The organism is Sphingomonas sp. P3_C6, from assembly GCF_056402595.1.
The window spans coordinates 76,621-98,842 of the sequence record NZ_JBFUHB010000012.1 but is presented as its reverse complement, the minus strand read 5'-3'; the positions used below and the strand labels follow the sequence as shown (position 1 = coordinate 98,842).

21 protein-coding genes, 1 pseudogene and 1 riboswitch are annotated in these 22,222 nt (G+C 66.1%); of the genes and pseudogenes, 15 read left to right on the top strand and 7 right to left on the bottom strand.

Going from position 1 to position 22,222, the window contains the following annotated elements:
• Positions 1-11: 11 nt before the first annotated feature.
• The 4 genes from AC1DT7_RS13560 to AC1DT7_RS13545 form a co-directional block, all read right to left on the bottom strand.
• Positions 12-704, bottom strand: coding sequence for a polysaccharide biosynthesis/export family protein (locus AC1DT7_RS13560; protein ID WP_478036539.1), 693 nt, complete (start codon positions 702-704; stop codon positions 12-14).
• Positions 701-2,074, bottom strand: a complete 1,374-nt coding sequence (locus AC1DT7_RS13555) for an O-antigen ligase family protein (RefSeq protein ID WP_478036538.1) — start codon at positions 2,072-2,074, stop codon at positions 701-703. The genes AC1DT7_RS13560 and AC1DT7_RS13555 overlap by 4 nt, the downstream gene beginning before the upstream one ends.
• Positions 2,075-2,241: 167 nt before the next feature.
• On the bottom strand, positions 2,242-2,541 hold the full coding sequence (locus AC1DT7_RS13550; RefSeq protein WP_478036536.1) for a hypothetical protein: 300 nt from the start codon (positions 2,539-2,541) through the stop codon (positions 2,242-2,244).
• A 269-nt stretch (positions 2,542-2,810) separates the two neighbouring features.
• Complete coding sequence (locus AC1DT7_RS13545) at positions 2,811-3,596, bottom strand: metallophosphoesterase (RefSeq protein WP_478036535.1); 786 nt, start codon at positions 3,594-3,596, stop codon at positions 2,811-2,813.
• A gap of 92 nt (positions 3,597-3,688) precedes the next feature.
• Here AC1DT7_RS13545 and AC1DT7_RS13540 point away from each other — a divergent pair, with 92 nt between their 5' ends.
• From AC1DT7_RS13540 to cobU, 13 genes are all read left to right on the top strand, one after another.
• Complete coding sequence (locus AC1DT7_RS13540) at positions 3,689-4,669, top strand: M48 family metallopeptidase (protein ID WP_478036534.1); 981 nt, start codon at positions 3,689-3,691, stop codon at positions 4,667-4,669.
• Between the two features lie 1,985 nt (positions 4,670-6,654).
• Positions 6,655-7,164: a hypothetical protein gene (locus AC1DT7_RS13535; protein WP_478036533.1), complete on the top strand. Its 510-nt coding sequence runs from the start codon at positions 6,655-6,657 to the stop codon at positions 7,162-7,164.
• Between the two features lie 58 nt (positions 7,165-7,222).
• Entirely contained in the window at positions 7,223-8,527 is a 1,305-nt protein-coding gene (locus AC1DT7_RS13530) for a cobyrinate a,c-diamide synthase (RefSeq protein WP_478036531.1), read from the top strand.
• A 30-nt stretch (positions 8,528-8,557) separates the two neighbouring features.
• A riboswitch (cobalamin riboswitch) is annotated at positions 8,558-8,749 on the top strand.
• A gap of 117 nt (positions 8,750-8,866) precedes the next feature.
• A complete protein-coding gene (locus AC1DT7_RS13525) occupies positions 8,867-10,825 on the top strand; it encodes a TonB-dependent receptor plug domain-containing protein (RefSeq protein WP_478036530.1) in 1,959 nt (652 codons plus the stop codon).
• A 31-nt stretch (positions 10,826-10,856) separates the two neighbouring features.
• Positions 10,857-11,420 (top strand): hypothetical protein, encoded by a 564-nt coding sequence (locus AC1DT7_RS13520; protein ID WP_478036529.1) that lies wholly within the window; start codon positions 10,857-10,859, stop codon positions 11,418-11,420.
• 16 nt (positions 11,421-11,436) lie between these two features.
• Complete coding sequence (locus tag AC1DT7_RS13515; protein WP_478036527.1) at positions 11,437-11,844, top strand: DUF1636 domain-containing protein; 408 nt, start codon at positions 11,437-11,439, stop codon at positions 11,842-11,844.
• Positions 11,841-12,851 carry a nicotinate-nucleotide--dimethylbenzimidazole phosphoribosyltransferase gene (cobT, locus tag AC1DT7_RS13510; protein WP_478036526.1) on the top strand — a complete coding sequence of 337 codons (1,011 nt, stop codon included), beginning with the start codon at positions 11,841-11,843 and terminating at the stop codon, positions 12,849-12,851. Before AC1DT7_RS13515 ends, cobT begins: the two co-directional genes overlap by 4 nt.
• Positions 12,852-13,421, top strand: a complete 570-nt coding sequence (locus AC1DT7_RS13505) for a histidine phosphatase family protein (protein ID WP_478036525.1) — start codon at positions 12,852-12,854, stop codon at positions 13,419-13,421.
• Positions 13,418-14,137 carry an adenosylcobinamide-GDP ribazoletransferase gene (locus tag AC1DT7_RS13500; RefSeq protein WP_478036523.1) on the top strand — a complete coding sequence of 240 codons (720 nt, stop codon included), beginning with the start codon at positions 13,418-13,420 and terminating at the stop codon, positions 14,135-14,137. Before AC1DT7_RS13505 ends, AC1DT7_RS13500 begins: the two co-directional genes overlap by 4 nt.
• Positions 14,134-15,120 carry a threonine-phosphate decarboxylase gene (locus AC1DT7_RS13495; RefSeq protein ID WP_478036522.1) on the top strand — a complete coding sequence of 329 codons (987 nt, stop codon included), beginning with the start codon at positions 14,134-14,136 and terminating at the stop codon, positions 15,118-15,120. Before AC1DT7_RS13500 ends, AC1DT7_RS13495 begins: the two co-directional genes overlap by 4 nt.
• Entirely contained in the window at positions 15,113-16,051 is a 939-nt protein-coding gene (gene cbiB / locus AC1DT7_RS13490; RefSeq protein WP_478036521.1) for an adenosylcobinamide-phosphate synthase CbiB, read from the top strand. Before AC1DT7_RS13495 ends, cbiB begins: the two co-directional genes overlap by 8 nt.
• On the top strand, positions 16,039-17,496 hold the full coding sequence (locus tag AC1DT7_RS13485) for a cobyric acid synthase (RefSeq protein ID WP_478036519.1): 1,458 nt from the start codon (positions 16,039-16,041) through the stop codon (positions 17,494-17,496). Before cbiB ends, AC1DT7_RS13485 begins: the two co-directional genes overlap by 13 nt.
• On the top strand, positions 17,493-17,999 hold the full coding sequence (cobU, locus tag AC1DT7_RS13480) for a bifunctional adenosylcobinamide kinase/adenosylcobinamide-phosphate guanylyltransferase (protein WP_478036518.1): 507 nt from the start codon (positions 17,493-17,495) through the stop codon (positions 17,997-17,999). Before AC1DT7_RS13485 ends, cobU begins: the two co-directional genes overlap by 4 nt.
• Before the next feature lie 42 nt (positions 18,000-18,041).
• Here cobU and AC1DT7_RS13475 read toward each other — a convergent pair.
• Together AC1DT7_RS13475 and AC1DT7_RS13470 are read right to left on the bottom strand one after the other, a co-directional pair.
• Positions 18,042-18,435 (bottom strand): annotated as a pseudogene (locus tag AC1DT7_RS13475) (tryptophan 7-halogenase); the annotation flags it as partial.
• Complete coding sequence (locus AC1DT7_RS13470; protein WP_478036517.1) at positions 18,357-18,617, bottom strand: hypothetical protein; 261 nt, start codon at positions 18,615-18,617, stop codon at positions 18,357-18,359. The pseudogene AC1DT7_RS13475 and the gene AC1DT7_RS13470, both read right to left, overlap by 79 nt.
• Positions 18,618-18,676: 59 nt before the next feature.
• Here AC1DT7_RS13470 and AC1DT7_RS13465 point away from each other — a divergent pair, with 59 nt between their 5' ends.
• Positions 18,677-20,938: a beta-glucosidase gene (locus AC1DT7_RS13465; RefSeq protein ID WP_478036516.1), complete on the top strand. Its 2,262-nt coding sequence runs from the start codon at positions 18,677-18,679 to the stop codon at positions 20,936-20,938.
• 381 nt (positions 20,939-21,319) lie between these two features.
• Positions 21,320-21,649, top strand: coding sequence for a hypothetical protein (locus tag AC1DT7_RS13460; protein ID WP_478036515.1), 330 nt, complete (start codon positions 21,320-21,322; stop codon positions 21,647-21,649).
• 3 nt (positions 21,650-21,652) lie between these two features.
• Here AC1DT7_RS13460 and AC1DT7_RS13455 read toward each other — a convergent pair whose 3' ends face one another.
• Positions 21,653-22,120 (bottom strand): NUDIX hydrolase, encoded by a 468-nt coding sequence (locus tag AC1DT7_RS13455; protein WP_478036513.1) that lies wholly within the window; start codon positions 22,118-22,120, stop codon positions 21,653-21,655.
• Between the last annotated feature and the right edge of the window lie 102 nt (positions 22,121-22,222).

The following is a 22,222-nucleotide window of genomic DNA, read 5'->3' as shown; positions in this document are numbered from 1 at the left end:
CACGGTCGGAATTAGAATGGACGGAATAGATTGAGGAACGGTGCCGTGGTCAAGAAGTCGCGGAACGCCCCCTTTACCGCAGAGAAGCCGACGACGACGACGTCGCCACCCATCAATTGCGGGTCCGGCGCGGCGCCTACCCTTATCTTGCGCACGTCGAAGACAGCACCGGTCCTCTGTCCGTTCGCTGTCCGGAAAACGACCACCTGATCGAGGCGCGCGACGCGTGTCGGGCTTTTCGCCTGGGCCAGCGCCTGAAGCAGGCTGGTCGAGCCGCCAATGTCATACACGCCCGGTTGCGTGACATTCCCTTCAACCGTGATCTGTTGCGAGACCGACGACGCGATGACGACAGTCACCTGAGGGTTGACCAGCGACGTTTCCAGGCGGGTTGCGAGTTCCCGGGAGAGCTCGTTCGCGGTCTTCCCGGCGGCATGAACCTCACCGACCAGTGGGAACAACAGTCTGCCCGAGGCATCGACCTGGATCTCCTTGAAGCTGAGATCGGGCTCCTGGAAGACAGTGACGCCAAGGACGTCGAGAGGCCCGATCTTGTAGTCGGCCCGTTCGGCGGAATCCGCTGCCTTGGGGGGAATGACGGTATAGGCAGCGTTCCCGCTGGGCAGGGTCGATTGAATCGACGTGCAGCCGGAGGCGCAAAGGAGCGCAACCGCTGCAGCACCTGACTGAAAATGTTTCATCATTCAACGACTTTCCGGGTTCTTTTGTTTGATACAAGGCGCATCTTATCGACGCTACTCTGCTGCGAATTAGAAAGGAGTGCCAAAGAGAACGCTGCCATCACCGACAGCGACATCGACCGCATCGGGTAGTCGACAAGGGAGTGCAACGCCAATATCGTGACGKCGCCTGCCCCGAAGAGGGCATGAATTGCAACGAGATGCTCGCGTCGATGGCGGGCGATCGCGAAGATGCGGTACCCGAGGGTAAGGAAAGCGCCGGCAAGCAGGATCATGCCGACGATGCCGGTTTCCAGCGCAAATTCGAGATAGTCCTGGTGCGCGCGATTGGTGATGGACGAGTGAACCCCTTCGAGACGCTCCGACGTCGGGAATACGGTCGTGAAGGTGCCGATGCCGGCGCCCAGCGGCCAATATTGCCCGACGGCGAATCGCGTATCTTCCCAGATGCGCGGCCGGGTATCGGTGACGTTCTCGAAACGCGACCATGTGCGATTGAGCGCGCTATTGTCTCGTAGCGAATAGCTAGCGACGCCCAGGATCGCGATGCATCCGGCGCCTGCGATCAGCATGTTCCGCGTCAGCTTGAGCCGGGGGCGAACGATCAGCACGGCAAAGACAAGGCAGATCAGCACGAGCGCAGTGCCGGTTCGGGAGCCGGTCAAGACGACCGAGAAGCAGAGGAATGCGGCGGTCGCCACCGCCATTGCCTTTGCCACCGCCGACTCCAGAAGCGTCTTATGCGCGGCGGCAACGGTGAAAATCGCGAGCAAGCCAATCAGGAAAATATCTGCTGTGCCGTTCCGATTGTCCTGGAAACCCGTTGCGCGGCCGACGTTCGAATATTGGTAGAAGCGCGGCCAGTCGGCGCTGCCGCTGGCGACCTGGATCACGCCGATCACCGCCGAGAGCAAGGCGAGGCCCGCCGCAACCGTGACCAGGCGCGTGCGATCGGCCGGCGAAAGTCGATAGGCGAAATAGAGCATCACGCCGGGCGGGATCAACGACAGTGCCGACGCGAGCGTCTGATAGGGTGCAAGCGAAACAGGCCTCCAGCTGGATCCAGCGCCGATCGCATCCAGGGCCGCCAGCTCCGCTTCCCGGCCGGGCAGCGCGTGCCAGAGGCCGGGCGGCAGCGGGATGAGCTGAACGAGAGGGATCGCAGCGAAGATACCGGCGCCGATCCAAAGCGGATAGTCTGATTGTTTCCCGGCCGGCTGAGATTCAGGCAAATAGAACCACCCACCTAACGCCAGGAGCGCGGCGAGCTGGACGACAAGTTCCGAAATCGGCGCGGGCGACCCTCCGCCGCCAAAAAGAATCGCGATGGTCAGAAGAGCGGCTGCGAGGGAAAAGCGAGAGACCAAACGCACTCCATTCCTCTTCAGGGTGCCTGATCGATCAGGATGCCGCCTGGATCGTGCATTCGTGCACCATCGCCCGTGGCCCTCACGGCACAAAGAAATGGGGAGCAACGCTCCCCATTCCCTTTCAGGCCGAACCTCGAATGGTCAGGCGAAGAACCGGCAGATCGGTGAGATCAGCTGCCGCTGTCATTGCTCTCGGTCGCGGCGACGATGCCACCAACCGCCGCGAGGCCACCGATGCCGCCGATGATCAGCGCGGTCGACGATACGCCGCCGCCAGCTGCTGCACCAGCCACTGTTTCGCCCTGAAGCTGGCTCTTCTTCTTCTTGAGCGCGATGGCAGTGCGTGCCTTCGAACCCTGCAGGGTCGGCAGAGCCGAGGCCGAACGGGTTACTTCACCTGCCGAAGCGGCGGACGCTACAGCAAGGCCGGCCACAACCACGGTGCCCAGAATCAAACGCTTCATGGTCATCTTGACCTCCCTGTTAGTCCGATGTTGCATAGCGGTATAACTTGCGGGGGCGAAAAAAGAAACCGGAAAAGCGCGCATTTCCGTCGTTTCAGCGCAGTTCGGGTTCATTTCGCCGCTGCCGTTATCCCCCCTTTTCTTGTGGCCGGGACAGGCGTGTGAAGGGTCAATAGGACCGAATCGGGCTTGGCTGCCATTGCAAGATAACGAAATAACAATAACTTAGTTGAAAATCGCGCCCATTCTGGCGGCGCTGTAGGGCCGAGTCGGGATCAATGTCGCGGTGCGGCATTTTCGCTGATGGCGATGGATGAGGCTTCCAGAAACCATCTTTGGTCGCCCTGGATGCCGATCGCCGACAGCCTGCCGGACGCATAGGCGCCCGTATCGATGCCGATTCGGTTCGGACGCTCTTCGATCGATTCAGCGACCGAATGGCCGTGAACGACCAGGACGCCGTGGTCGGCATCGCTGCCGAGGAAGGGCTCGCGGATCCAGTACAGGTCGCTCGTCCTCTGATCGGCCAGCGATACCCCCGGGCGGATGCCGGCATGGACGAACAGATAATCGCCAAGCAGGATCATGTCCTCGCCCCGCTCGAGAAAGTCGATGTCGGAGGGCGGCATTCGCCGTTCGATCAGATCTGCCAGGTCCTGATGCGTACCCCGGCCGGCTTCTTCCTCGCTTATGCCGTAGCTCAGCAGGGTCGGCAGTCCGCCCATGGCCAGCAGCATCTTGGCAGCCCGGCCGTCGCCGCGCGCTGCCCTGACCAGTACATCGTCATGATTGCCCTTGATGAGACGCGCCACGCCGGCTTCGGCACAAAGGCTGCGCACGCGCGCCACCACCGCCGCCGAGTCGGGCCCGCGGTCGGCAAGGTCTCCCAGGAAGATGATGCTGCTGTCCATCGCTTCCCTGCCGGCATCGTCCCGGACGATCGTCTCTAGCAGTTCTTCGAGCAGGTCGATGCGCCCGTGAACGTCGCCGATCGCATAGACGCGGGTACCTTCCGGTGCGAGAAAGATCTGTTTTTTCGGTATTGTACGCTTGCGGAACATGGCGCCTGTGAGATTACTCGGGGGCCATGTGTCAAGTATCGATCAGTGCGCGCTCGTTTCAGAATGAGCCTGTCGCTTGGCGGCGGCGAATCGTGCCCGTCCTTCTGGCGTGCTTCGCATTTCTGGCGATGCCAGCTGCGGCTGGCGCGCAGGACAGCCATTGGATGCGCGATCTGCAGGGCTATGATCAGAAGCTGGCGACGATCGGCTATCGCCTGCAGGCGGCAGGCAGGGGCCTGTGCCCGCGCCATCAGCCCCTTATCGGGATCGCGGTCCAGGATCTGGGGCAATACAGCAGGCAATATCAGGCGGCGGCTGCGCGGGAATTCGGGTTCGACGGGTATCCCGAAGTGCTCGCTGTCGCCGAGGGGAGCCCCTTCGAGACGGCCGGCATCCTAATCGACGACTCTATCCTCGCCATCGACGGCGTGAAGGTGCCGGCAATGCCGCGCGATTTTCATTCGAGTTCGGCCCGGGTCCTCGCGGTAAATCGGCAATTGGACGAGGCGGCGCGCGACGGCGTCATCATCCTGACGCTGAAGCGGCACGGGGAGGAGCGCGAAATTCGGGTGGTGCCCGAACAGGGATGCGGTACGCGCTTCCAGACGGTGGCCAACGATACGGTCGGTGCGGCGGCCGATGGCGATATGGTGGAAGTCGATACGGGCGCCATGCGCTTCGCCGACAATGATTCGGAAATCGCCGCGATCGTTGCCCATGAACTGGCGCATAATATCCTGCGCCATCAGCAGCGCCTGTCGAAAGCGGGAGTTCGCAACGCGCGCGGCGCACGAAATGCCCGGCTGACCCGGCAAACCGAAGAAGAGGCCGACAGGCTCTCGGTCTATCTGATGGACAGGGCGGGGTATCCGCCCGACGCGATCATATCCTTCTGGCGTCGGATGATTGCCGGAGGGCGCGATCCATCGACACGATTCCCCACACATGGGTCACCGGAGGAGCGCATCGAGATCGTGACGGCGGAAATTGCGCATATGGCGGAAGTGAAGGGCAACGGACAGGCGTCTCGGCCTGAATTCATGGCCGGGAAATATCTGCCCCACCTTCGATGAGGCGGTTCGGCAATCCGCAATCCGTTGTCGAGGAGGTGCTGTCGAATCGTCGTTGAAATGAGCGGGCGCTGGAAAGTCTGCCCGACCGATTCGTCGCCGCTATCCTGCGAGCGTTCGCAACAGGGATGCGCGGGCTCGCTTGGACACCAGGGCAGCCGCACCGGCCGCCAGCACGCAACCGGTCGGTACGCCCCACACCAGCGCAATACCTATCAGAATCGCTTGCACGCTGTGTCTCCCGTCCAACTACCGTGACGGTCGGCTTGTACCAGTCGACGGAATGTTCGCAAGTGCAGCAAAATAGGATTTGCGGCGTGTTGCGTTGCAAGGACGATGAACCGCGCAGATCATCCGAGTATGTCTTGGGGCCACAGGGCTAGGGGGCTTGGCCTGTTGTAAGGTCGGTAAACCATGGGATCCGCAATGCGTCCGCAAGATACGAGCAGTAGCTCGAAACGCTCGGTCTCGGCAGCCGTATCAACCCGGGAGACTCCCTACTCCTGCTTGGAGACCCGGCAGAAGAGGGCGACGCGGGCGTCGCTACTGCGTCGGAAGGTCCTGACGCGCTTCGCAAAGGGCGGTATCGTCGCTCCGCCGCCGCAGCGGGACACTGGGCCTGAAAATCTGACGCTGGTTTATTCGGCGTGTCGAAAGCCTGATGGAGTGCGGGGTTTTATCGCGTTCAGTCGATGAACCACTCGCCGTTGACCTGAACGATATGAAGGCCGCAATCGCAGCAACGGGCGTGAAGGTACCGAAGCCTCAGCCGTGCGCCTGGTGTCTCCGGCCGATGCTCCCCGCGGGCGCATCGTTTCGGCTGCACTAGCGACAAGGTGCGTATTGCCTTCACCCCCAAGTCCTCCCGGGGGGATGCTAGAATGAATTTACATTGGCTGTCCATATCTTGCGGCGGGCGCGGCGGCGGAATTGAAGGGCGACCATATCGACTCTGGTTCGATTCGAGACGTGCGTCCAATTCTCGCTGTCGTTCTCCGCGTCTGGTCATCCAAAGGGAAGCTGTCGCGCGGCGATGTAGCCATATCCGACAGCGAGGATGGTGAGGTAAATATAAGAGAATCCGAGAAATGTTTCATTTGTTAAAGGATAACTAAGAACAGGCCTGCCGCCGTTATCGATGAAAATTCTGTCATAAAAGACGAAAATTGAAGAATTTGTGACAATGGGCTGCCTGATTTTCGAGTTGTCGCTGGAATTTCGTGCGGGCTTCTGTCGAAAATGCTATCGCATCGCCCAGGCGCGGGAAAGCTGTCGAGCGCCGGGGGGCGAACATGAATCTATTGCAGCGAGTGCAATGCATGGTGGGGTCGCATGCTCGCGACCGAAAGCGCGCGCACTTCGACGGTGAACAATTCCGGAGCGTGTGTTCGGGATGCGGCAGGCCGATGGTCAAGACACCTTCGGGCTGGGCCATCGAACTTGCGGCTGTCGTGCGTCCGGCGAACGGCAATCGGGAAAAGGTCGATCCCGACTGAGCGCGCATGGCGCAGCCCAGGCCCTTACGCCATGATCGTTCAGCAGAGTTTTAGGGTGGACCGGCTTTGGGGCGGGGCCCGCGGCCCCGCCCATTGCGGTCAGCGCAGGCTGTCCAACAACCGTTCCAGCTGGTCGCCGCGTGCGGCGATCGGCCTTGCAGACGGCCTCTGCTCGACATGCGGCTCGACCGCTCTTGCGCCACTAGCTTCGCAAAGTTCCCGCTGGGAAACCCGGACGCAGGCCGCTGCATCGCAGATAAGCCTCGGCTGCGTGGTGACGGCGCGGCACGGATTGACCGATTCGGTCGAACTGGCGGCTGCAGGCGTGAGTATTCCAAGGGCACATATCATGTGCCCGATCACCGATGTCTTCAAAGTCATGTGTATTCCCCCAACGCGACGCTGGGTACGCCCTTATGGTTTACAGGTCGTAAACTGTGATCGGGCGGGAGGCCCTTGCGTTTGCCGCTCGTCGCGGGGAGATAGGGTGCGATGTTGATCTTGCTCCTCGCGTCGATGCTCTCCGCCACCGGCCAGGCTGACGCCGCCATGCCCGACGATATCGTGGTCACGGCCCAGCGGCAGGATTGCCGGGTCCGCTTTGCCGACCGGGAACTGACCGACCGGGAATTCGATGCGCGTGCCAAGGAATGGGCGGCGGGGAAACCGGTGCGCGTCATCGCGCGGAACAGCACCGATCTCAAATGCCTGTCCAAGATCGCCTTCAAGCTTGCGGACCGGGGCGTGCGGTTGATCCAGTTCGTCGACCCTTCGGGCAAGACGGCAGACAAGATCCCCACCGGCCTTGGCATGGGGGCGGGGACGGCAACGGACAGCATGACGCCGACATTGTCGGTCAAGGATGCGGAACGCCGCTTCTTCGCCCGGAGAGCGGCGCAGCTCATCCTGGAGGGTAAATGCGGCGAAGCGCGCAAGCTCGTCCTCGAGGCGGGCGATCTCGAATCGGCGGCGCAGGTCGCCGAAGTCTGTCGCACGCCCTGATCTGGTCGAAGCGCCCGTTCGGCGGCAGGGTGGCGATGCGGCCGGACGTCAAATTCCGATGACGGCACTCGGCCGGGGGCTGATGGTCGCCGCCCCGCGCTCTGGCGCGGGCAAGACCGTGCTGACCATTGCCCTGCAACGTGCGCTGGCGCGCACCGGCCTTCGGGTCGGTGGCGCGAAAGCGGGTCCCGACTATATCGACCCCGGCTTCCACCTGATCGCAACCGGGCGGCCCTCGGCCAATCTCGACGGTTTCGCGTTCGATCCGTCGGCTTTGTCTGGCGCCGGCGCACAGGCGGCGCGGGGCGTCGACCTGGTCGTCGCGGAAGGGGCGATGGGGCTTTATGACGGACTGGCCATCGGGGATCGCAGCGGAAGCAGTGCGGCGGTCGCGTCGCTGCTCGGCTGGCCGGTAGTACTGGTGCTCGAGGCAAGCGGCAGCGCTCAGTCGGTCGCGGCAGTAGCGCACGGGCTCGCCACCTTTCCGGGCGCGCCGCGCATTGCCGGCGCGATCATCAACCGGGTCGCGAGCCCCAGGCATCGCCGGATGATCGAAGCCGGCTTTGCCCGCACCGCCATCCCGCTGCTCGGCATGGTGCCGGTCGACGATCGGCTCGCGATGCCGTCACGGCATCTCGGCCTCGTCATGGCCGGCGAGCATCCCGCGATCGGCAGCCGTATAGACGCCATGGCCGATGTGGTCGCCGCGCATTGCGACCTCGCCGCCATTGCCGCGGTGGCCGGCGCCACGCAGGATGCACCCCTGCCGGCCATTACCTTGCGCCCGCCGGGACAGCGGATCGCTGTTGCCCGCGACGATGCCTTCGCCTTTTTCTATCCGCATGTCGCCGATGGCTGGCGCCGGGCCGGTGCCGAGCTGGTCTGGTTCTCGCCACTGGCCGACGAGCCTCCGCCGCCCGACTGCGACGCCTGCTGGCTGCCCGGCGGCTATCCCGAGCTTCATGCCGCCAGGATCGCGGCCAACCGGCTGTTCCTTGATGGTCTCGCCGCCTTTGCCGCGACGCGTCGCGTCCATGGCGAGTGCGGCGGCTATATGGTGCTCGGCCGATCGCTCGAAGATGCCGATGGGGTCACCCATCCCATGGCCGGGTTGCTGCCTGTCGAGACCAGCTTCGCGCGGCGCAAACTCCAGCTGGGCTACCGCCGCGCGAGATGGCGCCGCGACATGGGTTTTGCCGATCGGGGCGAGACGAGCTGGGGGCACGAATATCATCATTCGACCCTCGCGGGCGGCGAAGAAGCGTCATTGGCTGACGTGGTGGATGGCGAGGGTAACCCGCTCCCGCCGGCCGGCCATGCGGTCGGTCATGTCACCGGCACCTATTTCCATGCGATCGCCTGACCGTGATTGACGCCGTCCCCGCCGCCGCCTAGGCGCCGGCTTGCGACAGGTTCCCCGGAAACGGGGATGAAAATGGGAACGGGGTTCAAGACCCCGGCTGCCCCTGCAACTGTGAGCGGCGAGCCAACGGACCACATGCCATTGGGATTTCGATCCTGAGAAGGCGGCCCGACCCGGCATTGACCCGCAAGCCAGGAGACCTGCCCGTCGCGGTCGTTCTTCGTCCGGCCAGGGTGCGCCGAGCGAACGGGTCAACCCGCGTAGCGACATAGCCGAACCGCGTCTTGCGGGTGGGGATCTCCCTGCCTGCCGGGCGCCTCGAATGTCGTTAGGGGTTAAATGCTCAAGCAGTCACTGTTTCTCGCCGTCCTTTTTTCCACGCCGGCCTTCGCGCAGGAAGCGCCAAGGCCCGATGCCGCCGCCGATTCCGATGCCGATTCCAATGAGAGCGGCACCGTCATCGTTACCGCCACACGCACGCCGACCGATATCGACAAGGTCGCCTCGTCGATCACCGTGCTCGACAAGGCGGCGATCGACCGCAGCCAGGACCTGACCGTCGGCGATCTGATCCTGCGCACGCCAGGCGTCAGCCTGTCGCGCAACGGCGGTTACGGCACCGCGACCCAGTTGCGGATCCGCGGTGCCGAGACCGACCAGACCGTCGTCGTCATCGACGGGGTCAAGCTCAACGACCCTTCCTCGGCCGGGGGCGGCTATAATTTCGCAAACCTTCTGGTCGGCGACGCCGCGCGCATCGAGGTGTTGCGCGGCCCGCAGTCGATCCTGTGGGGCAGCCAGGCGATCGGTGGCGTCGTCAACGTGGTGACCCCGCTGCCCGAGCGGAAACTCGAAGGCAGTTTCGATGTCGAGGCGGGCTCGCGCGACACGGTCAGCGCACGCGCCGGCCTGGGCGGAAAGACCGGCCCCCTGTCGTGGCGTATCGGCGGCCAGACCTTCACCACTGACGGCATCTCCGCCATCGCGCCCGCTTTCGGCGGGGTCGAAAAGGACGGCTATACCAATAGCAGCGTCACCGGCCGCGCCGTGCTTCAACTGGCCGATGGCGTCAGCGCCGATGTCCGCGGCTATTATTCGAACGGCCGTACCGATCTGGATTCGACCAGCGGGGATTCGGCCGACTATTCGCTCAACAAGGAATTTGTCGGTTATGCCGGCCTGAACGTCGATCTGTTCGGCGGCCGCCTGCGCAACCGCGTGGCCTATGGCTATACCAACACCAAGCGCGATAACTACAATCCGACCCGCCAGCGCCCTCAGTCGTTCGATTCAGCCGGCCGCAACGAGCGGATCGAATATCAGGGCAGCCTTGCCCTGTTCAAAGGCTGGAACGCGGTCTTCGGCGTCGAGAACGAGAAGTCGCGTTTCCGCAGCGTCTCCCCACCCGCCGCGCTGGCCACGCCGGTGCCCGCCGCGGCGCGCGGCAATGCCGAGATCACCGGCGTCTATGGGCAGGTGAGCGGCGAGATCCTGTCGGGCCTCACGCTGACCGGCGGCATCCGTAACGACGATCATAGCCGCTATGGCAGCAAGACCCTGTTCAGCGCCGGCGGCGTCTGGGTGCTACCCACCGGCACGGTGCTCCGCGCCAGCTATGGCGAGGGCTTCAAGGCGCCGACCCTGTATCAGCTCTTCTCCGAATATGGGAATCGGGCGCTGAGCCCGGAAACGGCTCATGGCTGGGAAGCGGGCGCCGAACAGCGGCTGCTCGATGGCGCATTGTCCTTTGGCGGCACCTATTTCCGGCGCGACACGACCAACCAGATCATCTTTTCGAGTTGCACGGCCACCTCGGCCAACCCGCTCTGTTTCCAGCCTGGCACGACGATCCGGCGCTCGGGCTATTACCAGAATGTCGCCGTCGCTTTTGCCCAGGGCATCGAGGCGACGGCCCAGGCGCGGATCGGCTCGCGCCTGTCGATCGACGGCAATTACAGCTGGATCGAATCCGAGGACCGCTCGCCCGGTGCGAATTTCGGCCGCTGGCTGCCCCGGCGTCCGCGTCATTCGGCCAATGGATCGATCGACTATCGCCTGCCTTCCGGCAGCTCGGTGGGTGCGGCGGTGCGCTGGTCGGGGGAATCCTTCGACAATGCCACCAACACGACCCGGCTTGCGCCCTACACGCTGGTCGATCTGCGCGGCGAAGTCGCGCTGACCGACACGGTGAAGCTGTTCGGCCGCATCGAGAATCTGTTCGACGAACAATATCAGACGATCGCCCGCTACGGCACGCTCGGGCGCAGCGTCTATCTCGGCCTGCGGGGCCGCTTCTGACGACCGATACGGATCAACTGGAGGAATGACGATGGTGAAGACGGACGACCTTGCGACGCGCGGCGCMTCGACGCTCTGGATCCTGCTGCTGACGGTGGCGAGCACGGTCACCACGCTGGTGCTCGCCTGCGCGACGCCCTTCCCGGCGCTCGCCGCGCTGGCCGCAATGCATATGCGCCGCACGGACGGCGTGGCGCTGGTCGTGGTGTCATGGCTGGTGAGTCAGGTCGTCGGTTTCGGCTTCCTCCATTATCCGCACACCGCCGGCACCTTCGGCTGGGCTGCGGCGATCGGCGTCGGTGCGGTCCTGTCGGTGCTCGCTGCGAGCCAGGTGGCACGGTCGCTGTCCACCAGCGGTTTTGCGGCAAGGCTGGCCGCCGCCTATGTCGCCGGCTTCGTTGCGTTCAAGGCGGCGATCTTCGTCGCGTCGTTCGGCCTTGGTGGCGGCATGAGCGCTCTGTCGCCAGGCGTGATCGGGGAGCAGTTCGTCCGCAATGCCGCTATCCTGGCCGGGCTGCTGATGCTGTACCGGGTGCTGACCGGCCTCGGCCTGCCATTGGCGATAGCGCCCCGGCAGGCAGTGGTCGTCCGATGAGCGAAACGGCCCTGCAATGCTGAAGCCGGTCGAGGACGGCCCGGCTGTGGTCGCCTGCAACACCTGCCGCTTCTCTCGCGAGGCGCGTGACGATGGGGAGGGTGTCCGTGGCGGCGCCCGCCTGGTCGAGGCGCTCCACGCCGTCCGTGCGTCGGACAGCCGTTATGACGGGGTCGCGGTGCAGGAAATGCCGTGCCTGTTCGCCTGTTCGGAATTCTGCACCGTTCATCTGCGGGCGCCAGGCAAGGTAGGTTATGTCCTCGGCCGCTTCACGCCCGACGAAGACGCCGCCCGGGCGATTCTCGATTATGCCGTGCACTATGCCGCCAGCGACCATGGCCGCGTGCCCTTTGCCGACTGGCCGCAGGGCGTGCGCGGCCACTTCATCACCCGCACGCCGCCGCCGGGATTCGTCGCGGAATGACCTTCGCAACTCTTGAGGATTTCGAAGCGGCACTCGCCGCGCAGACGATGCCCGACCAGGCTGCCGTCGATGCCGCCGCCGCGCGGCAGGCGCAATTGACCAAGCCGGCCGGCTCGCTCGGCCGGCTGGAGGAGATCGCGCTTTTCCTCGCTGGCTGGCAGGGGCGCACCCGCCCTGCGATCGATCGCGGCCGCGTCGTGGTCTTTGCCGGCAATCACGGCGTTGCAGCGCGCGGTGTCAGCGCGTTTCCGCCCGAAGTGACCGTGCAGATGGTCGCCAATTTCGAGGCCGGTGGCGCCGCGATCAACGCGCTGGCCGGGGCTGCCGGTCTCGACCTCAAGGTGGTCGCGATCGAGCTCGACCGGCCGACCGCCGATTTCACCGCCGCACCGGCGATGAGCGTCGAGGAATGCCTGGCGGCATTGTCCGCCGGCGCGGCCGCGGTGAACCCGGAACTCGACCTGCTCGTGGTCGGCGAAATGGGCATCGGTAATTCGACGGCCGCCGCGGCGCTCTGCGCACGCAGCCTCGGTGGCGATGCCGCGATGTGGGTCGGCCCGGGTACAGGTGTCGACCGCGCGGGCATCGATCGCAAGATCGCGGTGGTGGACGCGGCGATCGCTTTCCATGCCGACGGTCCGCTCACCGCCTTCGAGACGCTGCGCCGGGTCGGCGGGCGAGAGATCGCAGCGATTGCCGGGGCCATCGTCCGGGCGCGCCAGCTGCGCGTGCCGGTCGTGCTTGACGGTTTCATCAGTTGCTCTGCCATCGCTGCCTTGTGGGCGCAGGCGCCCGGGATCACGGCGCATTGCCTGGCGGGCCATTGCTCGGCCGAGCCGGGGCATAGCCGGCTGCTCGACCATCTCGGCCTCGATCCGCTGCTGCGGCTCGGCATGCGGCTCGGCGAGGCGAGCGGAGCCGCGGTGGCGGTCGCCGTGATTCGGTCGGCGCTGGCCGCGCATGGGGAGATGGCGACCTTTGCCGAAGCGGGCGTGACGGACGCCTGAATGGCGCCCTTCGTCCTCCATTTGCTGCGGCATGGCGCGCCCGAGATCGCCGGCCGCATGCTCGGGCGGACGGATGCCGAACCGACCGAACAGGGGATACAGACCTGTCTCGGTCAGGTGGCGGAGCTCGGTATCGAGGCGATCGTCAGCTCCGATCTGCGCCGTGCTGCCGACGCGGCTACCGCGATCGGGGAACGGCTCGGTTTGGCCGTCACGATCGACCAACGCTGGCGTGAACTCGACTTCGGCGATTGGGATGGCCTTCCCGCATCCGAAATCGATGCGGCAGCGCTCGGCCGGTTCTGGAACGATCCGGATGCCGCGCCACCGCCCGGGGGCGAGCGCTGGTCGGCGCTGCTCGGTCGGGTCGGCTTGGCGCTTGGCGATATCGCGCCGCGCACAACGCTGGTCGTCGCCCATGGCGGGTCGATGCGTGCTGCCGTTGCGTCGCTATGCAGTTTCGAGCAGCGCCAGCTCTGGGCGCTCGACCTGCCCTATGCAGCGCTCCTGTCGCTCAGGATATGGCCGGGCGATCGGCCCTCGGCGCAGATCATCGGGTTATGGGCGTGAAAGGGTTCATCCTCGCCCTGCAATTCCTTACCCGGCTGCCCACGCCACGCATCGTCGCGACCGAGGCCGAGTTCGCCGCATCGATGCGCTGGTTTCCGGCGGCGGGGCTGGTCGTCGGCGCGATCGTCGCCGGATCGGGCTGGGCGGGCGCATTTATCGACCCATGGGTCGGTTCGCTCGCAGCGCTCGCCGCATGGGTCGGCGTGACGGGCGCACTTCATCTCGATGGCCTGTCCGATCTCGCCGATGCGAGCGGCGCGGCGCATAAGGACCGGGAACGGCTGCTCGCCGTTTTGGCCGATCCGCATATCGGCAGCTTCGGCGCGGTGGCGATCGTGCTGCAACTGATCGCCAAGCTTGTCCTGCTCCACGCCGTCATCGAGGCGGGTGCCTGGATCGCACTCGCGCTGGTGCCGGTCGCAGCGCGCCTCGGCACCCTGGTCTGGACGATCTGGCTGCCGCCGCTGCACGCCGGACTGGCCGCACGCTTCCGGTCGGCGGTGCGATGGGGGCATGTCGCGCTCTGGATGGTCCCGCTGGCGGCCGCCGTCTGGCTGTCGCCATCGTTGATCGCCGCGCCGCTGCTGATCCTCGCCTGGGGATGGCGGGTACGGCGCCTGCTCGGCGGCATTTCCGGTGACGGGCACGGCGCCGGTATCGAACTGGTCGAGACCGGGCTGCTGGTCGCGATCCTGGTGGCGGGGCACTTCCGATGAGGCAGAGCTGGACTCACCATGGCGGCAGGCTGTCGGATGCTCAGGCGGTCTATGGCGGCGCGGCGGAGACATGGCTGGATCTCTCGACCGGCATCAATCCGATTGCCTGGCCGCATGCCGACGGGATGGCGATCGACTGGCGGCGCCTGCCTGACGAAAGCGCGCTGACCGAGCTGGAAGAAAGCGCGGCAGCCTATTTCGGCGTCGATCCGGCTCATGTCTGCGCGCTACCCGGCACGGAGATCGGCCTTCGCCTGCTGGGGGCGATAATGGCCGGGCCCGCGCGGCACGTCGCCCCGACCTACCGCACGCATGGCGAGATGTTCTCCGATACCGCACCGATGGCGCTCGCTGACCTTGCCGGTTGCGCAAGCGGCCGGGTGGTGCTCGCCAATCCGAACAATCCCGATGGCAGGCTGCTCGCCCCGGACGTGCTGCGATCGCATCTCGATCGCCTGCGCGCGGCGGCCGGCTGGCTGGTGGTTGACGAGGCGTTCGTCGATGCCAGTCCCGGTTTCAGCCTCGCCGCCGATATCGGGGACGATGTGCCACTCATCCTGTTCCGCTCGTTCGGCAAGTTCTTCGGCCTGGCCGGTGTCAGGCTCGGGTTCGTGCTCGGCCCGGCCAGCCTCGTCGACGCCTTCCGCATCCGGTTGGGCGCCTGGCCGGTCTCGTCGGCCGCCCTGGCGATCGGGACTGCCGCGTATCGGGATCTGGCGTGGATCGCCGCGACGCGGGAGAGGCTGATGGCGGACAAGGCCGCGCTCGATGCGGTGCTGCAACGCCACGGGTTCAGTCCCCGTGGAGAAAGCCCGCTGTTCCGCCTGATCGAGACCGGGGATGCGCAGGCCCTGTTCGACCGGCTTGCCCGTCATGCCGTCCTGACCCGGCCATTCGACTATGATCCGTGCTGGCTGCGCCTCGGCCTGCCCGGCAGCCCGGAAGGCCTTGACCGTCTCGATCGGGCACTCGCCAATGGCTGAACCGGTCGCGCTGGCCGCCTTGATACTCGATGCTGTGTTCGGGTGGCCGGCGGTGGTGTACCGCCATGTCGGCCACCCGGTGGGCGCCTTCGCGCGCATCATCGATGCGTGCGAAGCGCGGTGGAATCGCCCTTCATGGCCCGACGCGACGCGCCGACTGACCGGTATCGGCACGGTTGCCATCCTGATCGCGGGTGCGGGGGGCGGGGGCGTGCTGATCGACTATGCGTTGCGTCATCTGCTCGGCGTCTGGGCATGGCCCGTCATCGCGATCCTCGCCGCGCCCGGCCTCGCACAGCGCAGCCTGTTCGATCATGTCCGCCCGGTGGCCTCGGCACTGGAGGTGGATGACCTGCCTGCGGCACGCGCTGCCGTCGGCATGATCGTCGGGCGCGATACCGGCATGCTGGACGAGGCCGGCGTGGCGCGTGCTGCGATCGAGAGCCTCTCGGAGAGCTTTTGTGACGGCATCGCCGCGCCACTCTTCTGGCTGCTGTTGCTGGGCCTGCCGGGCATCTGGGTCTATAAGGCGATCAACACGGCCGACAGCATGATCGGGCATCGAGAGGAACGCTGGCGTGCCTTTGGCTGGGCCGCCGCACGAACCGACGACGCGCTGAACCTCATCCCCGCGCGTCTCGCCGGTGTGCTGATCTGTCTTTGCGGCGGTGGCGGATGGCGAATCCTGTGGCGCGATGCGCGCCGTCACGCCTCGCCCAATGCCGGCTGGCCGGAAGCGGCGATGGCGGGCACGCTCGGTATCCGGCTGGCGGGGCCGGTCGCCTATGACGGGGTGATGCACGACAAGCCCTGGATCGGGCAGGGGAGCGCGCCTGCGGATGCCCGCCAGGTACGACGGGCGCTGGCTATCTATGTCCGTGCTTGCCTCTGCCTCTGGCTACTCGCAGGAGGTGTTTTATGGGCGCGCTGATGCTGCAGGGAACCGGCTCGGATGTCGGCAAGTCGGTGCTGGTCGCCGGGCTGTGCCGCGCCTTCGCCAATCGCGGCTATCGGGTGCGTCCGTTCAAGCCGCAGAACATGTCGAACAACGCCGCCGTGACCATTGATGGCGGCGAGATCGGACGAGCCCAGGCGCTCCAGGCGATCGCCGCGCGGGTCGATCCGCATAGCGATATGAACCCGGTGCTGCTCAAGCCGCAGGCGGATCGTACGTCGCAGTTGATCGTCCATGGTCAGGTCCGCGGCACGCTCGGCGCCGGAAATTTCCGCGAGGGGCGGGGGAAGCTGCTCGGTGAGGTGATGGAAAGCTATCGGCGGCTCGAGGCGCAATGCGACATCGTGGTCGTCGAAGGCGCCGGCTCCCCGGCCGAGATAAACCTGCGGGCCGGCGACATCGCCAATATGGGGTTCGCGCGGGAAGCGCGGGTGCCGGTGGTGCTGGTCGGCGACATCGATCGGGGCGGCGTGATCGCCGCGGTCGTCGGGACGAGGGCAGTGCTCGGCCTGGCCGACGCCGCGATGATCGAGGGTTTCATCATCAACAAGTTCCGCGGCGATCCGACGCTGTTCACCGACGGCTATCGCCAGATCGAGACGCTGTCCGGCTGGCGCGGCTTCGGTGTCGTGCCCTGGCTGGCGGCGACGGCGCGGCTGCCGAGCGAGGATGCGGTCGTGTTGGAACGCCCCCGCACGGGCGGCGGCGACCGCGCGCTGATCGCCTGCCCGATCCTGCCGCGCATCTCCAATTTCGACGACCTCGATCCGCTGAAGCTGGAGGAGGGCGTCGATGTCGTCATGGTCCCGCCTGGCCAGCCGATCCCGGCCGGCGCGGCCCTCGTCATCCTGCCGGGGTCGAAGGCGACCATCGCCGATATCGCGGCGATGCGCCGCGAAGGCTGGGACATCGACATCGCCGCGCATCGCCGGCGCGGAGGGCATGTGCTCGGCCTGTGCGGCGGGTTTCAGATGCTCGGCAACCGCGTCGCCGACCCGCACGGGATCGAGGGACCGGCCGGCGAGGTAGCCGGTCTCGGCCTGCTCGATGTCGACACCGTCCTTGCCGATGCCAAGACGTTGCGTCGGGTCGAGGGTTTGGCATTGGACGCCGAATTCTCCGGCTACGAGATGCATATGGGCGATACCGGCGGACCGGATGGCGCGCGGCCTTTCGCCGCGCTCGAAGGCGGCCGGCGCGATGGCGCGATCAGCGCCGATGGCCGGGTGATGGGCACCTATGTCCACGGCCTGTTGTCGAGCACGCCGCTGCGCCGCGCCCTGCTCGGCCGGATCGGCATCGCCTCGTCCGGCCATGACCATGATCGGACGGTCGATTCGGCACTCGACGAGATCGCGGCGGTGCTCGAAGAGCATCTCGACATGGATGCGCTGGTGGCGCTGGCGATCCGCAGGTCATGAGCATCGTGTTTGTGCTCGGCGGCGCCCGCTCGGGGAAGAGCCGCTACGCCCAGGCCAGGGCGGAGGCGCTTGGACAGGCGCGTATCTTCGTCGCGACGGCCGAGGCCTATGACGACGAGATGCGCGACCGGATCGCCCGGCACCGCGCCGACCGGGCGCAGGGCTGGGTCACCGTCGACGCCCCGACCGATTTGGCGGACGCCGTCTCCGGGCATTCGCGGCCCGGCGCCGTCCTGCTGGTGGATTGCCTCACGCTCTGGACGTCGAACCTGCTGCTCGCCGACCATGATATCGCCGCCGCGACCGAGGCGTTGATCGCCGCGCTGCGCCAGGCACCCGGGCCGGTGATCCTGGTGGCGAACGAGGTCGGGCTGGGGATCGTGCCGGACAATGTCCTGGCGCGGCGTTTTCGGGATGCCGCCGGCACGGTCAACCAGCAGGTCGCGGCTGCTGCCGACGAGGTCGTCTTTATCGCCGCCGGGTTGCCGCTGAAGCTGAAGTGACGCGTGTCAGGCGTCGCCACGCTGACGTGGCGGCGCCGTGGAACTGCGCGGCATGATGCCCTGGCTCATCATCACCTGGACCCGGCTATTCTCGGCGAACAATTCCACATTCTTGCGGAACACGCGGCCTGCCTCGCGGAACAGCTCGATCTTCTGCGCGAGCGTATCGGGGATCGGTATTGCCGCGCGGTGCCACCAGAACGGGCTGTCGCGGCGCTCGGTCGCCTTGTAGTGAAGGATCAGGAAGGCGCGGATCTGCCGTGCATCCTCGTCCTGCCGGTCGTTGAACTCGGCCACGTCGCGCGCTGATCTCGCCCAGCGGCATCATCCGGATGAGCCGCAGCACGGCGCGCGGGATCAGATGGATGCTGGCGGATTCGGGCCGCTCCATGAAGCCGCCCGACAGGCCGATCGCGATGCAGTTGCGATACCGTTGATGCGCTCGCGATTGACGTCGTTGAACTCGTACGATGCATTTTGCGCGACCTGATGGACGTCGGTCGGATCGGGCCGGTTGGTGATGTTCGCGGCGCTGGTCGTAAAAGCCACCGAATCGGCCTGACTAATTGTGAACGTTAGCAATTCGTGGTCTTGTACGGCGAATGCGGGGCTCGCCACCGCGCAACATCATCACCGCACCGGTTCGATCGGCAAGCGGATCCGTGAAGGGGAATGGGATGTCTAAAAGGTTGCAGGCCATGTTGGCCGCGGTGTCGGCTCTCGCATTGATCGGCCCTGCGACGGGTGCAGCGGGCCAGTCGCTGCAGGAGTCGCTGCGAACGGCGGTCAAGACGGATGCCCGGGCACGCGCCACCGGTATCCTCGTGAAGATGACGATCGATGAGAAGATCGCGCTCGTCCACGGGCTTTTCCCACCCTTCGCCAAGGGAAAGACGCCCAATGAGCTGATCCCTTCGGCCGGCCATATCGACGGCGTGCCCCGGCTGGGCGTGCCGCTGATCCGTGAAAGCGACGCCTCGCTCGGCGTCGCCAATCAGGTCGAGCAGCGCAAGGGCGACGTGGCGACTGCCTTGCCGTCGAGCCTCGCGACTGCGGCGAGCTTCGATCCCGACATCGCCAATGCTGGCGGTGTGATGATCGGCGCCGAGGCGCGGGCCAAGCGCTTCAGCGTCCTGCTTGCGGGCGGCGTCAATCTGACGCGCGATCCGTGGAACGGCCGCAATTTCGAATATCTCGGTGAAGACCCGCTGCTCGCCGGTACATTGGCCGGCGCGCATATCGCCGGGGTCCAGTCGAACCGGATCGTCTCCACGGTCAAGCATTTCGCGCTCAACGCGCAGGAGACCGGGCGCATGGTGGTCGATGCGCGCATCGACGAGGCGAGCCTGCGCGAGAGCGACCTGCTCGCCTTCCAGATCGCGATAGAGCAGGGCAGGCCCGGCTCGGTCATGTGCGCGTACAACAAGGTCAATGGCGACTGGTCGTGCGAGAACGACTTCCTGTTGAACAAGGTACTGAAGCGCGACTGGGGTTATCTCGGCTGGGTGATGAGCGACTGGGGCGGCGTCCATTCGACCGCCAAGGCGGCCAATGCCGGTCTCGACCAGGAATCCGGCCAGGAACTGGACAGCGAGATCTTCTTCGAAAAGCTCAAGGCCGATATCGAGGCGGGCAAGGTGCCGATGGCGCGGCTCGACGACATGGTGACCCGGTATCTCACCGGCCTGATCGAAACCGGCCTGTACGATTTGCCGGTGGCGGACACGGTTCAGCCGATTCCCTATGCACAGCATGCCAATGTGGCGCAGCGCGCGGCCGAGGCGGGCATCGTGCTGCTGAAGAATGACGGCGGCCTGTTGCCCTTCGCCGCGACGGCGAAGCGCATCGTCCTGATCGGCGGCCATGCCGATGTCGGCGTGCTGTCGGGCGGCGGATCGAGCCAGGTCCGCTCGGTCGGCGGCGCGCCGATCGAGATCCCGCTGACCTCGGGCGCGGCGATGTCCTTCGCCCGGTTGACCTATCACGCTTCCTCGCCGCTCAAGGCGCTCCAGGCGGCGCTGCCGCAGGCGCAGGTCAGCTATGTCGACGGCAAGGATGTCGCCGCCGCTGCCGCCGCGGCGCGCGGTGCCGATATCGCCATCATCTTCGGTACGCAGTGGACGACCGAGGCGCAGGACGTGCCGAACCTTTCCCTGCCCGACGGCCAGGACGCCCTGATCGCCGCGGTCGCCGCCGCCCAGCCGAAGACGGTCGCGGTGCTCGAAACCGGCGGGCCTGTGCTGATGCCGTGGCTCAGCACGGTGCCGGCGGTGGTGCAGGCCTGGTATCCCGGCCAGCGCGGGGGAGAGGCGATCGCCAATATCCTGACCGGCAAGGTCAATCCTTCGGGCCGCCTGCCGATCACCTTCATGGCCGCCGCGTCGCAGGCGCCGCGTCCGGCGCCGGTCGGGCTCGATACGCTGAATTCGCTCGAGGCGCAGGCCGCGGCCGATCCGGCCAGCGCGGGCAAGTTCAAGCTCGCCAGCTTCCCGGTCGACTATGTCGAAGGCGCCGATGTCGGCTATCGCTGGTACGAGAAGAAGGGCCAGCAGCCGCTCTTCGCCTTCGGCCATGGGCTCAGCTATACCAGCTTCACCTATCGGCGCCCGGTCGTAACCGGCGGCAAGACACTCAGCATCTCGTTCGATGTCGTCAATACCGGCCAGCGGACGGGCGCGGATGTGCCGCAAATGTATGTCGCGCGCGACGGAGCGGCGGTGCCGATGCGCCTCGCCGCGTTCAGGCGCATCACGCTGAAACCGGGCGAGGTACGCCGCGTCACGCTCACGGCCGAGCCGCGCATCCTTGCCGATTATGACGTGAAGCTGCCGGGCTGGCGGATCGCCGGCGGCACCTACCGCGTCGCGCTCGGCCGGGACGCCACCGACCGCTCCATGGTCTCGACCGCGACCGTGGCGGCGGCGACCATGAAGCCGTAATCCGCTCCGGCAACTAGGCGCCCAATCACCTCCGTCATGCCGGACAAGTCCGGGGGTGACGATTTGGGCGCGATGAAACCGGCCTTATGGTTCGGCCGCTAAAACCCGCCAGGTGCCGATCGCCGCCGGTGGGAGCGAGGTCGCACTACCGCCGATGCCTTTCCCTTCCGTTCCTGCATTTGCGGCCGGACCGCGCGATCGCCGCCGCCCGGTCGACCCGGATCATCCTGGGCGCGATCTCGGGCTGACCTTGTGCGGCGGGTTCAGCGTGCTCGGGGTATGCAGCCGGCGCTAGGCAGACCGGCGGCCTTCCGTCATCCGGTGCGTGCATGCGCCGAACCGCCTTGATCCGCGCGCGGCCAGAGGTCTAAGGCCCAGCGGATGTCCGATAACTATGCGTACCGCATGCTCGCTCTTTCCATGGCCCAGATCCGTCAGCGGATGCGCGACGATATCGGTATCGCTGCGATGGTCGACGGCGGCGATCTTACCATCAGGATGAAGAAGGGCTCGCTGTTCGGCCGTGACGCGAGCAGCGATTTCGGGACCGACCTGCGCCGCCGCATCATCGAGGCGCAGGAATTTCTCGACCGCGCCGCCTTCGCCATCACCGACGAGGCGCTGGTCGAGGCTTATGAGGCGACGGGCGGCACCGGCGCGGACGCCGACCTGCTGTGGCGCGAGATACGGCAGCGCGGCCTGGCCGCCTGATCGTCAGGCGCCGGCCAGCTTCTGCAGCCGGTCGAGCAGGGGGCGCTGGCTCGCCAGCATTTTCTCCTGTGCCGCGTCGATGGTGAACCATTCGGCGCGGTCGACCTCGGGCACCGAGATCGTCCTGCCGCTGCGTGGCGGCCATTCCATCTCGAATTCGTTGCTGACGATGCCAGCCGGATCAAGGTCGCCCGCCAATGCGAACGCCTCCACCCACTTGCCGCCCGATTGCCTGATCCGGCCGAGCGGTTCGAGCGGTCCCTCGGCTTCGCTGCCAATCTCCTCGCGGAATTCGCGGCGCGCCGTCTCGGGCGGCTTCTCGCCGGGTTCGACGGCGCCCTTGGGAATCTGCCACGCCCCCAGGTCCCGCGCCGCCCAGAAGGGGCCGCCGGGATGCACCAGGAAAACCTGCAAGGCGCCGAGCCGCCTGCGATAGAGCAGGATCCCGGCACTCAGACGAAAGGGCGGCATGACGGCGTCTCCGCATTTTCGGTCAAAACGGCGGTCGTATCCGCCAATATGAAGATATTGGCCATGCAGGATGCGGACACAAGGCACGCGGCGCCATCCATC